14 protein-coding genes are annotated in these 13,902 nt (G+C 76.2%); 7 read left to right on the top strand and 7 right to left on the bottom strand.

The window, feature by feature from the left end:
* The first annotated feature begins 170 nt into the window (after window positions 1-170).
* The gene (locus tag HL054_RS08260) at window positions 171-1,466 is read left to right on the top strand and encodes a glycosyltransferase (protein WP_369138419.1); all 1,296 of its coding nucleotides are present in this window, start codon (window positions 171-173) and stop codon (window positions 1,464-1,466) included.
* Between the two features lie 7 nt (window positions 1,467-1,473).
* Here the strand turns inward: HL054_RS08260 and HL054_RS08265 are convergent, their stop codons facing one another.
* The 5 genes from HL054_RS08265 to HL054_RS08285 all read right to left on the bottom strand — a co-directional run bounded on the left by HL054_RS08265 (window position 1,474) and on the right by HL054_RS08285 (window position 4,166).
* Entirely contained in the window at window positions 1,474-1,791 is a 318-nt protein-coding gene (locus tag HL054_RS08265) for a hypothetical protein (RefSeq protein WP_369138420.1), read from the bottom strand.
* 31 nt (window positions 1,792-1,822) lie between these two features.
* Window positions 1,823-1,981, bottom strand: a complete 159-nt coding sequence (locus HL054_RS08270) for a hypothetical protein (RefSeq protein WP_369138421.1) — start codon at window positions 1,979-1,981, stop codon at window positions 1,823-1,825.
* A gap of 134 nt (window positions 1,982-2,115) precedes the next feature.
* Complete coding sequence (locus tag HL054_RS08275; protein WP_369138422.1) at window positions 2,116-2,364, bottom strand: hypothetical protein; 249 nt, start codon at window positions 2,362-2,364, stop codon at window positions 2,116-2,118.
* 37 nt (window positions 2,365-2,401) lie between these two features.
* Window positions 2,402-3,004, bottom strand: a complete 603-nt coding sequence (locus HL054_RS08280) for a hypothetical protein (RefSeq protein WP_369138423.1) — start codon at window positions 3,002-3,004, stop codon at window positions 2,402-2,404.
* 13 nt (window positions 3,005-3,017) lie between these two features.
* Window positions 3,018-4,166, bottom strand: a complete 1,149-nt coding sequence (locus tag HL054_RS08285; protein WP_369138424.1) for a zinc-dependent alcohol dehydrogenase — start codon at window positions 4,164-4,166, stop codon at window positions 3,018-3,020.
* Between the two features lie 103 nt (window positions 4,167-4,269).
* Here HL054_RS08285 and HL054_RS08290 point away from each other — a divergent pair, with 103 nt between their 5' ends.
* The gene (locus tag HL054_RS08290) at window positions 4,270-4,539 is read left to right on the top strand and encodes a YciI-like protein (RefSeq protein WP_369138425.1); all 270 of its coding nucleotides are present in this window, start codon (window positions 4,270-4,272) and stop codon (window positions 4,537-4,539) included.
* A gap of 5 nt (window positions 4,540-4,544) precedes the next feature.
* On the opposite strand, the gene HL054_RS08295 is transcribed toward HL054_RS08290, so the two are convergent.
* Complete coding sequence (locus HL054_RS08295) at window positions 4,545-5,150, bottom strand: hypothetical protein (RefSeq protein WP_369138426.1); 606 nt, start codon at window positions 5,148-5,150, stop codon at window positions 4,545-4,547.
* A gap of 163 nt (window positions 5,151-5,313) precedes the next feature.
* On the opposite strand from HL054_RS08295, the gene HL054_RS08300 reads away from it, so the two are divergent.
* On the top strand, window positions 5,314-6,672 hold the full coding sequence (locus HL054_RS08300; protein WP_369138427.1) for a cytochrome P450: 1,359 nt from the start codon (window positions 5,314-5,316) through the stop codon (window positions 6,670-6,672).
* Window positions 6,673-6,694: 22 nt separating this feature from the next.
* On the opposite strand, the gene HL054_RS08305 is transcribed toward HL054_RS08300, so the two are convergent.
* The gene (locus HL054_RS08305; protein ID WP_369138428.1) at window positions 6,695-7,804 is read right to left on the bottom strand and encodes an L-dopachrome tautomerase-related protein; all 1,110 of its coding nucleotides are present in this window, start codon (window positions 7,802-7,804) and stop codon (window positions 6,695-6,697) included.
* 189 nt (window positions 7,805-7,993) lie between these two features.
* On the opposite strand from HL054_RS08305, the gene HL054_RS08310 reads away from it, so the two are divergent.
* The 4 genes from HL054_RS08310 to HL054_RS08325 all read left to right on the top strand — a co-directional run bounded on the left by HL054_RS08310 (window position 7,994) and on the right by HL054_RS08325 (window position 13,900).
* Window positions 7,994-9,211 carry an esterase-like activity of phytase family protein gene (locus HL054_RS08310; protein WP_369138429.1) on the top strand — a complete coding sequence of 406 codons (1,218 nt, stop codon included), beginning with the start codon at window positions 7,994-7,996 and terminating at the stop codon, window positions 9,209-9,211.
* A gap of 182 nt (window positions 9,212-9,393) precedes the next feature.
* On the top strand, window positions 9,394-10,419 hold the full coding sequence (locus HL054_RS08315; protein WP_369138430.1) for a 3-oxoacyl-ACP synthase III: 1,026 nt from the start codon (window positions 9,394-9,396) through the stop codon (window positions 10,417-10,419).
* On the top strand, window positions 10,416-12,944 hold the full coding sequence (locus HL054_RS08320) for an alpha/beta fold hydrolase (protein WP_369138431.1): 2,529 nt from the start codon (window positions 10,416-10,418) through the stop codon (window positions 12,942-12,944). Before HL054_RS08315 ends, HL054_RS08320 begins: the two co-directional genes overlap by 4 nt.
* Window positions 12,941-13,900, top strand: a complete 960-nt coding sequence (locus HL054_RS08325; RefSeq protein ID WP_369138432.1) for an NAD-dependent epimerase/dehydratase family protein — start codon at window positions 12,941-12,943, stop codon at window positions 13,898-13,900. The genes HL054_RS08320 and HL054_RS08325 overlap by 4 nt, the downstream gene beginning before the upstream one ends.
* Window positions 13,901-13,902 lie beyond the last annotated feature (2 nt).

Raw genomic sequence — 13,902 nt, forward strand, 5'->3', positions numbered from 1 at the left:
CGCATCCGTCACGCTGCGCATCCTGCCCCGCCCGCTGCCGGACGGCCCGCCGTGGCCGGGGTCCGCCCGGCGGCACCGCCTCCCGTCGCCGTGCGTTCCGCGGCCCGATCGGTCACTGTGACGCCCACGGGCGCGGGGGGCGCCACCGAGCACGACGGAAGGACTCCGCCATGCGCCCAGGCGCCCCGCACCGGACGACCGACCGCACCCGCCCGGCCCGGCCCCGGCCCGTCCTGGGGACGGCACCGACCGCCTCCCGCCGCGGCCTGCGGCTGCTCATGGACGCCGGACCGTGGCTGGCGGTGCCGCCGGAGGGGTACGGCGGGCTGGAGAACGTCGTCGCCACGCTGACCACCGAGCTGCGCCGGCGCGGGCACCACGTCGTGCTCGGCACGGTCGGGGAGAGCACGCTGCCCACCGACGGCCGGGTCAGCGCCTTCGCCTCCGGGCAGTTCCCGGCGCTGGCCGCGCCGTACGCCGACGCCGCCGGCATCGGCGCCACGCACGCCCTGGCCGTCGCCGACGAGGTGCGGCGGCAGGCCGCCGCCGGCACGCCGTTCGACCTGGTGCACACCCACCTGCAGGTGCTCGGCCCGGCCGTGCTGGCCGCGCTCGGCCCCGCGGCCCCGCCGGTGCTGCACACGCTGCACTGGGACCTGCACCGCAACGCGGAGTTCTACGCCGCCTTCGACGGCCGCGACCGGGTCTTCTTCGCCGGCGTCTCGGACTCCCAGGTGGCCCGCGGACCGGCGGCGCTGCGGCGGCAGACCCTGGGGACGGTCCCGCTGGCCGTCCCGATCCCGGCCGGGCCACCGCTGCCCCGGGACGAGCGCGCCGGCCACGTGCTGGTGCTGGGCCGGCTGTGCGCCCTCAAGGGCGCGGACACCGCGGTGCGCGCCTGCCTGGCCGCCGGGCTCCCGCTGGTGCTGGCCGGCCCCGTGGGCCCCTTCCGCGACCAGGCGTCCCTCGACGCGGCGCTGGCCGACCCGGACCACCCGGGACGCGACCACCCCGACGTCCGGTGGTTCGCCGAGCACGTCGCGCCGTCCGTCGACGGGGACCGGGTCCGCTGGGTCGGGACGGTGTCCGGGGCGGCGAAGGACGACCTGCTGCGCCGCGCCCGCGCCCTGCTGACCCCGGTCCGCTGGCCGGAGCCGGGCGGCACCGCGGTCTGCGAGGCGCTGGCCGCCGGCACCCCGGTGGTCGCGACGGCGATGGGCTGCCTGCCGTCCCTGGTCGACGACGGCGTGACCGGGTTCGTCGCGGCGGACGAGGCGGCGTTCACCGCGGCGCTGGCCCGGCTGGACGAGCTGGACCCGGCAGCGTGCGCGGCGGCGGCGCGGCGCCGGTTCGCCCCCGCCGTCATGGCCGACGGCTACGAGCGGCTCTACGCGGAGCTGCTGCGCCGCACGTCGGTGGCGCCGCCCCGGCGACCGGGCCGCGCCGTGCCGGCGCACCGCGGCTGACGGCGGCTCAGCGTTCGGGCACGCGGCACCGGTCGGCGCGGCGCTGGGCGAGCAGTTCGTTCCGGTGCCGCAGCCGGCGGTCCCCGGCGGAGCTGTCCCGGCCGCGGACGCGGTGGCCGCGACGGTCGGCCTCGTCGGAGAGCTGCTTGGCGGCCAGCAGGGTCGCCGACGGCCGGTCCGCTGCCGGCGTGGCGCCGACGACCACCAGGCGGTCGCCGCCGCCGTCGGTCACCGGCTCGGGGACCACGGGCAGGTCGGCACCCGCCGTCGCCGGTCCCGGCACGTCGGGGGTGCCGCAGGGCAGGACGACGGGCGAGCTCAGCACGGTGCGTCGTCCGGGCGTCGGTCCCCCGGGCTCACTGCCCGCTGTCCGGGGCGGGCGCGTCCCGCTGGGCGTCCTCGCCACCGTCGACCGGGGCGTCGGCGCCCACCGGGCGGGCGACGAGCTCGGAGCGCCGGGGCATGTCCCGGGGGTCGGGCCGCCGGGGTGCGGGCGGGCCGTCGGGTGCGGTCATGACCGGTCCTCGGGACCGGTGCCGGACAGGTGCGCAGAAGTGGGGCCCACCAGGGGACCGCCGATCTCCCTCCGCCAGCGGAGGGGCTGAACGCCGGACGACGTCGGGGTGGACGCTACGCGCAACCGCCGGGGTCACGACGCACCGTGCTCCCGCGGCGGCGGGTCGACCTCCCCCAGCGCGCTGACGGCCAGCACCTGCCCGGTCGGCACGAGCCGGACGTCGGCCCCCTCCCCCGTCCCGTCGGCCACGGTCAGCCAGCCGGGCGGACCGAACCGCACGACGCGGCCGGGCAGCTCGACCGAGCTCCCCGGCCGCTCGGGGTCGTGCACCCGGACGGTGGCCGAGTACAGGTGCCGGTCGTTGACGGTGGTGATGTCCATCGGGTCAGCGTCCTCTCCCGGCGGCGGTGCGACCGGGTCAGCCGCGCAGCGCCCGGACCGCCTTCCGCACCCCGAGGAAAGCCACCCCGGCGCCGGCCACCCACGGACCGCCCACCACGAGCGGGTCGAGGAGGTGGTGCCGGCGGTCGGACCGGCCGCTGCGGGCCGAGCCGCTCGCCGACAGCTCGCTGAGCACGCCGGTCTCGGTGACCGGGTTGTCCGGGTGCAGGGAGGCGAAGGAGCGCAGGTGGCTCCCCCACGCGTCGACCCGGTCGCCGGCGATGAGCAGCAGCCAGTGCGCGTTGCGGGCCTCGCTGAAGCGCTCGTAGGCGAACCGCCGGATGGCCCCGGACACCCCGTGCAGCGGCTGCGCGGTGCCGAACGCCGGGGTGACGAAGGCGTGCTCGATCGAGCGCTCCCGCCCCTCGGCCCCGGGCTGCCGGTCCGGGAAGTCCCAGTGGGCGCCGGTCTGCGCCGGGTACTGCAGCTTCGGGTACGAGGGCCGGTCGGCGGGGTCGAGGTCGGCGCCCCAGCCGGGGATGCGCGCCCGCAGCTCCTCCCGGCTCGGCGGCGGCGTGCGCTTGTCCCGGACGTAGGCGCTGGGGACGCCGTCGCCGGTGCTGGTGCTGGACTCGGTCATGGTGGTCGCTCCCTCAGGACGCACTGGGCAGGATCAGCGGCTTGATGCAGCCGTCGAGCTTGGCCGAGAAGACGTGGTAGGCCTCGGAGATGTCCTCCAGCGGGAACCGGTGGGTGACCATGTCCCGCGGCGTCAGGTGGCCGTTGCGGACGTGCTCGAACATCCGCGGCCACTGCCGCTTGACCGGTGTCTGGTTCATCCGCAGCGTGAGGCCCTTGTTCAGCGCGTCGCCGAACTTCACCGCGTTCGGGATCGGCCCGTAGGCCCCGACCACCGAGACGGTGCCGCCCTTGCGGACGCCGTCGATGGCCCAGTTGAGCGCGACCGGGGAACCGCCCTGCAGCTTGAGCTTGGTGCCGGCCACGTGCTGCAGGAAGTTGCCGTCGGCCTCCGCGCCCACCGCCTCGATGACGACGTCCGCGCCGAGGAAGTCGGTCTGCTTCTTCAGCTCCACCACGACGTCGTCGTGCTCGTCGTAGTCGAGGGTCTCGGCGTGGGCCATCGTGCGGGCCTTCTCCAGCCGCTCGGGCAGGTGGTCGACGACGATCACCCGGCCGGCGCCCATCAACCACGACGACTGCGCGGCGATCAGGCCGACCGGTCCGGCTCCCAGGACGACGACCGTGTCCCCCTCGGCGATCTCGCCCAGCTGGGCGCCGAAGTAGCCGGTTGCCGCGGCGTCGGTGAGCAGGACGGCGTCCTCGTCGTGCATCCAGTCGGGGATCTTCACCGGGCCGACGTCGGCGAAGGGCACCCGCACGTACTCCGCCTGCCCGCCGTCGTAGCCGCCGGTGGTGTGCGAGTAGCCGTAGATGCCGCCCACCGCCGTGGCGTTCGGGTTCACGTTGTGGCAGTTGGAGTACAGGCCGCGGGCGCAGAACCAGCACGACCCGCAGAAGATGTTGAACGGCACCATCACCCGGTCGCCGACCTGCAGGTCCTCCACCGACGGCCCGATCTCGTCGACCACGCCGATGAACTCGTGGCCGAACGTGTGGCCGACCCGGGTGTCCGGCATCATCCCGTGGTAGAGGTGCAGGTCGGAGCCGCAGATGGCGGCCAGCTGCACCTTCACGACGGCGTCGTTGGGGTGCTCGATCCGGGGCCTGTCCTTCTCCTCGACCCGCAGCTTGTACGGGCCGCGGTACGTCATCGCGCGCATGGTGCCTCCTGGTGGGACAGCTCGTGGGCTGGCCAGTGCCCGGACCGCCGCCGGGGAAACCGGGTGGCGCCGTTCCGCCCGGCCGTGTGTGAGGGTCGGGGGCATGCACCTGGTCCTCGAGTACGCCCTGGCCGACGACTACCTGGAGCGGCGGGCCGCGCTGCGCGAGGAGCACCTGGCCCTGGCCCGCGCCGCCCACGACCGCGGTGAGCTGCTGCTCGGCGGCGCGCTGCCGCACCCGCACGACCGGGCCCTGCTGGTGTGGACCGCCCCGCGCGAGGTGGTCGAGCGGTTCGCCGCGGCCGACCCCTACGTCGCGCACGGCCTGGTCACCGGCTGGACGGTCCGGGAGTGGGACGTGGTCGTCGGCTGACCTGCTCAGGGCACCTGCACCGTCGTGGTCACCCGGACGACGCTGGGCCGGGGCGGCACCGAGCCGAAGCCGAAGGTGACCGGCGGCCGAACGTCGGTGAGCGCGCCGAGCGGTTCGCCGTCCCAGCTCGCCTGCACCCCGTCCAGGACGTGCAGGTCCTGGACGCCGTACCACTCGGTGCGGCCGCCGCCGGCCGAGCCGCGGGTGCGCAGGCCGGTGGTCAGCCGGGCGGGCCGGTCGAGCAGGCCGACCCAGGCCGGGCTGCGGGCCAGCCGGGGCGGCACCGCCCGCAGCAGCCGGCCGAGCACCGGTCGGCCGCCGGTGCGCACCCGCAGCCGCAGCGGTCCGGCGGCCACGGTCCAGGTGCGGTCGTCGGGCCGGTCGACGGTCACCGGCGTCAGCCGCACCTCGTCGAAGGTGTAGGTGGCGGCGACGAAGTCGGCCACCTCGGCGGTGGGCGCGAGCAGCACCCGGGTGCCGTCGGGCCGCTGCACCATCACGTCCGACATCGGGCCCAGTGGCGAGCGCGGCCAGTGGCCCAGCACCACCCGGGTGCCCGACGTGGTGCCGAGCCCGAGGATCCAGCCGTCGAAGCGCAGGCGGGTGGTCACCTCCCCCCGGTAGCCACCGGCCGCGCGCCCGAACCGGCCGGCGGGCGTTCCGGATGGGGCGCCAGTGACGTGCGCCCGCCCGCGAGGGCGTGGCGGCCTTGATCACCGTCGCCGTGCTGGAGTAAGCAGACACCATCGACCTCGACATCCCGGAAGGGGCCACGTGTTCGGCACCCCGGACCGGTTGCACCGCCAGCGCACCTCCCCCACGGCCCGCCGTCGGCTGCGGGGCCGCCGCGTCGCGCCCGCGGTGAGGTCCCGCGCCCGCGCCTGGGCCGGCCGCGTCCTCGCCCGCCGCATCCAGCGCAAGGGCATCGACCTGTCGGCGCTCACGTTCATCCCGGAGCGGGCCAAGGTGCCGTTGCAGCGGGTCGGCACCGACCCGGTCCCCCGGCTCGCCCAGCTGCGCGCCACCGACCCGGTGCACCGGCTCAAGCTGCCCTTCGACTTCCGGGTGCACCTGGTCACCGGCCACTCCCAGGTGCGCGCCGTGCTCGCCGACCGGGACAGCTACAGCAACGACATCCGGCACCTGCTGCCCGGCACCGGCCCGACCACCGCCGACGACGTCGGCGGCCTGGGCTTCACCGACGCCCCGGTGCACACCCGGCTGCGCAAGATCGTGACGCCGGAGTTCACGATGCGCCGGCTGGCCCGGCTGGAGCCGATGATCGAGCGTTTCGTCGAGCAGCAGCTCGACGAGCTCGAGGCGGCCGGCCCGGGCGCGGACCTGGCCAGGCTGCTGTCCTTCCCGGTCCCGTTCCAGACGATCTGCGCGCTGCTCGGCCTCGACCTGGACGACCGCGACGCGTTCGCCCGCCTCGGCGTGCAGCGCTTCGACGCCACCGGCGGCGCCGCGGGCGCCTTCGGGGCCGTCTCCGAGCAGCGGGAGTTCCTCTTCGACGCCGTCGCCCGGCAGCGCAAGGAGCCCGGCCCCGGGCTGATCGGCCAGATCATCCGGGACGAGGGCGACCTGATCTCCGACGTCGACCTGGCCGGCCTGGCCGACGGCGTCTTCACCGGCGGCTACGAGACGACGGCCGGGATGATCTCGCTGTCGACGATGGTGCTGCTGCGCGACCCGGCGCACGCCGAGCTGGTGCGCACCGGCACCCGCAAGGACGTCGACCGGGTGGTGGAGGAGCTGCTGCGCTACCTGTCGGTCGTGCAGGTGGCCTTCCCCCGCTTCGCCAAGCACGACCTGGAGATCGCCGGCCACCAGCTGCGCGCCGGCGACGTCGTCATCGCCTCGCTCAGCGGCGCGAACCGCGACCCGGCGTCGGCCGGCCCGGACCCGGAGTCCTTCGACCCGACCCGGGTCCCGGCCAGCGGGCACCTGGCCTTCGGCCACGGCATCCACCGCTGCATCGGGGCCGAGCTGGCCCGGATGGAGCTGCGCATCGTGCTGCCCGCGCTGCTGCGCCGGTTCCCGGACCTCGCCCTGGCCGTGCCGCAGGAGGAGCTGAGCTTCCGCCAGCTCTCCTTCGTGTTCGGCATCGACGAGCTGCCCGTCACCTTCTGAGCCGCCCGGCCACGGGCCGACCTCAGCGCAACCGGACCGGACCTGCGTCGATCGGCGTCCGGAAGAGCACGTACGGCGGGCGGCGCTGGTCCGCCCCACCGCGGTACTTGTCCTGCCGGTACAGCTGGTTCGCCGTCACGTACAGGTGCCCGTCCGCCGCGACGGACATGGTGTCCGGCCAGAGCAGCCGCGGGTCGTGGACGACGGTCTCCCACGTCCCGTCGGGCAGCCGGCGGTGGACCGCGTCGTGCTCGCCGTCGGTCACGTACAGCCGGCCATGGTCGTCGGTCTCCAGGCCGTCGCTGACGCAGCCCTTGTCGCCCTCGTCGACGACCGTCGCCGCCACGGCGTCGTCGTCCAGCGAGCGGTCGGTGAGCGCGTCGACGGAGACGCTGTACCAGCGCCGGCCGGCCATCGGGCACCAGAACAGCCGGCTGCCGTCGGCGGTGATCGCGATGCCGTCGGCGCCCATCCGGATCGGCGAGGTGCTGCCGTCCCCGGCCCGCTCGATGAACTCCTGGCCCTCGACCACCATCCGCAGGTCCGGTGGGGTCACCGCCTTGGTCGCCGGGTGCTCGTGCAGCCGCCGCCAGCTCTCCCCCGACGCCAGGTCGACCACGACGACGCCGTTGGGGCCCTGGTCGGAGGAGTCGGTGACGTAGGCCGTGCCGGCCTCGCCCCGGCGCAGGTCGAACCGGACGTCGTTGAGGTAGGTGGTGGGCAGCGCGACGTCGGTCGGGAACAGGATCGTCTGCACGACCGCGTCGGTGGCCAGGTCGACGCAGACCAGCTTCGGGCCGCCGTGCTCGGTCGGCTGGAACACGGGGCTGCCGGTGTCCAGCAGCCACAGCCGGTCGGCCGGGTCGACGACGATGCTCTGCACCGACACCAGCCGCTCCGGGTCGGCGTCCGAGCGGGCGTCGTTGAGCTCCTGGGTCGGGTACGCGACGACCTCGCCGTCGCGCAGCTCCCCGACGGTGAAGACCACCTCGTCGCCCCACTTCGGGTAGCAGACGAAGACCCGGCCGCTGTCGGAGACGCTCACCCCGGTCGGCATCGCACCGGTGAAGAGGTGCACGACCTCCAGCTCTCCGAGGGTCTCGTCGACGGCGGGTTCGGGCACGGTGCTCACGGGACCTCCACGGGGTGGCGCCACGCCCGTCGGGCGCGGTCTCGTCCCGCGCCTACCCGCGGCGACCGCGGGGCCACACGCACGGCGTTCACGGCTGCGTCGCGGAGCGTGCACGCGCCCGCCGTCCGGCGTCCGCCCCCGCCGTGCAGCGTCCTGGACGTCCGCCGTGCACCCCCTGGAGGTCCTCCCGTGCGTCGTCCCCGCCCCCTCCCCCTCGCCGGCGCCACCGCGCTGGTCGGGCTCCTCGTCGGCGGCCTCGCCGTCCCGGCGCTCGCCGGTCCGCCCGCGCCGGAGCCCGCCGGCTCCGGCGTCCAGCAGGCCGAGCTGGTCGGCCGCGCCGTGCTGCCGGCCCTCACCTTCGGCGAGGAGGTCCCCTCCGGGTCGCTGGTGGCCGACGCGAACGGCGTCGACGCGCCGTTCGCCGCCCAGCCCGTCCAGGGCTTCTCCGGGCTGCTGCCGCAGGGCGACGGTGAGGCGCTCGTGCTGTCCGACAACGGCTACGGCACCAAGGCCAACAGCGGCGACTACCTGCTGCGGGTCAACCGGCTGCGCATCGACCCGGTCGGCGGCGAGGTCGCCGTGGTGGGCGGGTTCGGCCTGTCCGACCCGGACCACCTGCTCCCGCAGCCCCTCACCCGCGCGGACCGCCGGCTGACCGGCGCCGACCTCGACCCGGAGTCCTTCCAGCAGCTGCCCGACGGCACGTTCTGGTTCGGCGAGGAGTTCGGCCCCTCGCTGGTGCACACCGACGCCGAGGGCCGGGTGCTGTCGGCTCCCGTCGCCCCGTCCGGCGTCCGCTCCCCCGACGCCCCCGACCTGGCCGGCGGGCAGCCGACGATCGGGTCCAGCAAGGGCTTCGAGGGCATGGCGCTCTCCCCGGACGGCCGCACCCTGTACCCGATGCTCGAGGGCGCGGTGGCCGGTGACGACCCGCAGACGCTGCGCATCTACTCCTTCGACACCCGCAAGGAGGAGTACACCGGGATCAAGGCCCAGTTCCGGCTGGAGAGCCCCGGTGACGCCATCGGCGACCTCGTCGCGCTGGACGACCACCGCTTCCTGGTGATCGAGCGGGACAACGCGCAGGGCCCGGAGGCCCGGCTCAAGGCCGTCTACCTGATCGACACCCGCGACCGCGACCGGGACGGCTTCGCCGACAAGCAGCTGCTGGTGAACCTGCTGGCCATCCCCGACCCGGCGGGCATCGCCGGGGCTCCGGGCTCCTTCCTCACCTTCCCCTTCGTCACGATCGAGCAGCTGGCCGTGCTCGACGACCACACCATCGTCGTGGGCAACGACAACAACTTCCCGGGATCCGCCGGGCGCACCGCCGGGGTGCCCGACGACAACGAGTACGCGGTCGTCCGGGTCGACCAGGACCTCGACGTGCGGGCTCCGCGCCGCTGAGCCGGTCCGCCCGGGTCCGGCCACCGCACCGGACCCGGGCGGGCGCCGCGCGTCCGGGACGTGACGCAGCAGACAGGCAGGTGGCCACCGGGTGGCATACCGGTGGCGGGCCCGGGTACTGGCTGACGGAACAGGGCGGCGTACGTGGAAGAGTCGGCCCTCCCGACGACTGGACCCTGCCCATGAGTGGCAATGCCACGCACCACTTCCGCAACACCAGCATCCTGACCGTCCAGACGGCCGACGCCTCGCAGGTCGTCACCTCCGACGCCCTCGACGACCGCCTGCTGGAGACCTACCAGCGGGTCGGCCTGCGCCCCGGCCTGCTCGAGCGGCTGTGCGGGATCACCGAGCGCCGCTGGTGGGCCGAGGGGGTCACCTTCGTCGACGGCGCGGCCATGGCCGGTGCCAAGGCCATCAGCGAGAGCGGCGTCGACCCGGCTGACATCGGCCTGATGATCAACACCTCGGTGAGCCGCAAGCACCTGGAGCCCTCGACCGCCGTCGCCGTCCACTCCGCGCTCGGCCTGCCGCGCTCCGCGCAGAACTTCGACGTCACCAACGCCTGCCTGGGCTTCGTCAACGGCATGGAGCTGGCCGCCGCGATGATCGACTCCGGGATGATCGACCACGCGCTGATCGTCAACGGCGAGGACCCGCAGACCGCCCAGGAGAACACCATCGCCCGGCTCAACGGCCCGGGCACCACGAGCAAGGACGTGCTCGCCGAGTTCGCCACGCTCACCCTGGGCGCCGGCGCGGCCGCCATGGTGCTGGGCCGCACCGACCGGCACCCCGAGGGCCACCGGATGGTCGGGTCCGTCAGCCGCGCCGCCACCGAGCACCACGAGCTGTGCGTGGGCGACAACGAGATGATGCGCACCGACCTCAAGGGCCTGCTGGACGCCGGGCTCGAGCTGTCGATGGACATGTGGACCGAGGCCGCCGCCGAGTTCGACTGGGCCGGCGGCATGGACCGCTACGTCATCCACCAGGTCTCCAAGGTGCACACCGCGGCCATGTGCAAGCGGTTCGGCATCGACGAGTCCCGGGTGCCCCGGACGTTCCCGACCCGCGGCAACCTCGGCCCTGCGTCGGTGCCGTTCACCCTCGCCGGCGAGCAGGACTCCCTGGTCGACGGCGACCGGGTGCTGCTGATGGGCATCGGCTCGGGCCTGAACGCCTCCTGCCTCGAGATCGCCTGGTGAGGGCCGCCACCACCCTCCCCGCCGACCTCCCCGGGCTCGACCCCGCCTGGTCCCGGCACGTCCCGGTCACCGACGCGACCGGGACGACGCACGACTGGCACCTGCTGGACAACGGCGTCCCCGACCCGGTCGGCACCCTGCTGTGCGTGCACGGCAACCCGACCTGGTCCTACCTGTGGCGCCGCCTGCTCGACGCCGCCCCGGCCGGCTGGCGGGTCGTCGCGGTCGACCAGCTGGGCATGGGGTTCTCCGAGCGGCTGGACGCGCCGCGGTCGCTGGCCGAACGGGTCGCCGACCTCGGCGACCTCACCGCCGCCCTCGGCCTCACCGGCCCGGTCGTCACCGTCGGCCACGACTGGGGCGGGGTCATCTCGCTGGGCTGGGCGCTGCAGCACCGCGACCAGCTGCGCGGCGTCGTGCTGGGCAACACCGCCGTCGCCATGCCCGAGGGCGACCTCGGCCCCGCGCTCATCCGGCTGGCGCACGCCCCCGGCGTGCGCGCCGCGGTCACCGTCGGCACGCCGGTGTTCGTCCGGGCCACCACCGCGCTGTCCTGGCCGCCGCTGCCCGCCGCCGTCCGGGACGCCTTCGCCGCGCCCTACGGGTCGCCGGCCCGCCGCCGCGCGGTGGGTGACTTCGTCGCCGACATCCCCTTCTCCCGCGACCACCCCTCGCGGGCGGCCCAGGAGGCGATCGCCGAGGGGATCCGCGACCTCGACGTCCCGGCGCTGCTGCTGTGGGGCCCGCGCGACCCGGTGTTCGGCGAGCGGTACCTGGCCGACCTGCGCGAGCGGCTGCCGCACGCCTCGCTGCACCGGTACGAGGGCGCCTCGCACCTGCTGCCCGAGGACGCACCGCAGTACGCGGCGGCGATCGCCACCTGGGTCACCGACCTGGACGCCAGCCGGCCGGCGCCCGCCCCCGCCGGTGCCCCGCCCGGCACCCCGTGGGGCGCGCTGGCCGAGCGCGCGGACGACGGCTCCCCCGCCGTGGTCGAGGTCGGCGGCGGCACGGTCAGCTGGGCGCAGCTGCACCGCCGGGTCGAGCACCTGGCTGCCGGGCTGGCCGCCGTCGGCGTCGCGCCCGGGCACCGGGTCGGGCTGCTCGTCGAGCCCTCGGCCGACCTGACCGCCTCGGTCTACGCCGTCTGGCGGGCCGGCGGGGTCGTCGTCGTCGCGGACAAGGGGCTCGGCCTGCGCGGCATGCGCCGGGCGCTGCGCAGCGCCGGCGTCGACGCGGTCATCGGCGGCGCGCCCGGCCTGGCCGCGGCCCGCGCCATGCGGCTGCCCGGGCTGCGGATCGCGGCGGGCACCTCGCCGCGGGCCGCCCGCGCGCTCGGCGCCACGCACACGCTCGCCGAGCTGGAGGAGCGCGGCCGCACCGCGCCGGCACCGGCCGAGGGCCCGGCCGACGCCGACTGCGCCGTGCTGTTCACCTCCGGCGCGACCGGGCCGGCCAAGGGCGTCGTCTACACCCGGCGGCAGGCCCAGGCCCAGCTGCAGCTGGTCCGCAGCACCTACCGGCTGGGGCCCGACGACCGGCTGGTGGCCGCCTTCGCGCCGTTCGCCATCCTCGGCCCGGCCCTGGGCATCGGCTCGGCCGTCCCGGACGTCGACGTGACCACCCCGGGCTCGCTGACGGCGGCGAAGCTGGCCGACGCGGCGGCCGCGGTCGGCGGCACCGTCGTCTTCGCCTCCCCCGCCGCGCTGCGCCGGGTGGTGGCCACCGCCGGCGCGCTGACCGGCGACCAGCGGGCGGCGCTGGGCCGGGTGCGGCTGCTGATGTCCGCGGGCGCCCCGGTGCCGCTGGCCCTGCTGCAGCAGCTGCGCGAGGTGCTGCCGGCCGCGGAGGCGCACACCCCGTACGGGATGACCGAGGCGCTGCCGGTCACCGACGTCTCCGCCACCGAGATCGCGGCGGCCGGGCCCGGGGACGGCGTCTGCGTCGGCCGGCCGCTGGCCGGGGTGGAGGTGCGGGTCAGCCCGCTGTCGCCCGCGGGCGACGCCGACGGCGCGCTGACCGCCGAGCCGGGCACCACCGGTGAGGTCTGCGTCCGGGCCGCGCACGTCAAGGACCGCTACGACGCCCTGTGGGCCACCGAGCGCGCGTCCTCCCGCGACCCCGGCTGGCACCGCACCGGCGACGTCGGGCACCTCGACGCCGACGGCCGGCTGTGGATCGAGGGCCGGCTGCCGCACGTGGTCACCACCGCGGCCGGGGTCGTCACGCCGGTCGGCGTCGAGCAGCGGGTGGAGTCGCTGGCCGGCGTCGCGTCCGCCGCGGTCGTGGGCGTCGGCCCTGCGGGCACCCAGGCGGTCGTCGTGGTCGTCGTCCCGGCCGCCGGTGGGCCGCGGCGGCCCGCGCCGGCCGACCCGGACCTGGCCGACGCGGTGCGCGCCGCCGCCGGGGTCGAGGTGGCGGCGGTGCTGGTCACCGGTGCGCTGCCGGTCGACATCCGGCACCAGTCGAAGATCGACCGGCGCGAGGTGGCCCGGCGGGCGGCGCGGGTGCTGGCCGGCCGATGAGGGTGCTCGTGACCGGGGCCAGCGGGATGCTGGGCCGGGCCGCCGCGACCGCGCTGGCCCGGCGCGGCGACGAGGTCACCGTGCTGCAGCGCCGCAGCGCGGGCCTGCCGTTCCGCGAGGTGCTCGGCGACGTCGCCGACGACGGCGCCGTCGCTCGGGCGGTCGCGGGCCAGGACGCGGTGCTGCACCTCGCCGCGAAGGTCGACGTCACCGGCCGCTGGGCCGAGTACGAGCGGGCCAACGTCGCCGGCACCCGCACCGTGCTCGACGCCTGCCGGCGGGCCGGGGTCGGCCGGCTGGTGCACGTCTCCTCCCCCTCGGTCGCGCACGGCGGCTCGGCGCTGGTCGGTGCGGGGGCCGGACCCGCCGACCCGGCCCGCGCCCGCGGGCACTACTCCCGCTCCAAGGCCGTCGCCGAGCTCGTCGCGCTGGCCGCGGACTCCGCGTCGCTGGCCGTGCTGGCGGTCCGGCCGCACCTGGTGTGGGGCCCGGGTGACACCCAGCTGGTCGCGCGGATCGTCGACCGGGCCCGGTCCGGGCGGCTGCCGCTGATCGGCTCCGGTGCGGCGCTGATCGACACCACGTACGTCGACAACGCCGCCGACGCGCTCGTCGCAGCGGTCGACGCCTGCGGACCGGTGCACGGCGAGGCGCTGGTCGTCTCCAACGGCGAACCGCGGCCGGTGGCCGAGGTGATCGCCCGGCTGTGCCGGGCGGCGGGCGTGCCGGTGCCCACCCGGCACGTGCCGTTCCCGCTCGCCTGGGCGGCCGGCGCGGTGGTCGAGGGCGTGTGGGCGGCGACCCGGCGCCGGGACACCCCGCCGCTCACCCGGTTCCTCGCCGAGCAGCTGGCCACCGCGCACTGGTTCGACCAGCGCCGCACCCGGGCGGCGCTGGGCTGGTCGCCCCGCGTCCCGCTGGACGAGGGCTTCGCCCGGCTCGCCAGCGCCTCCTGAGC

This window comes from Modestobacter versicolor (assembly GCF_041028285.1).
GTDB lineage: Bacteria > Actinomycetota > Actinomycetes > Mycobacteriales > Geodermatophilaceae > Modestobacter > Modestobacter versicolor_A.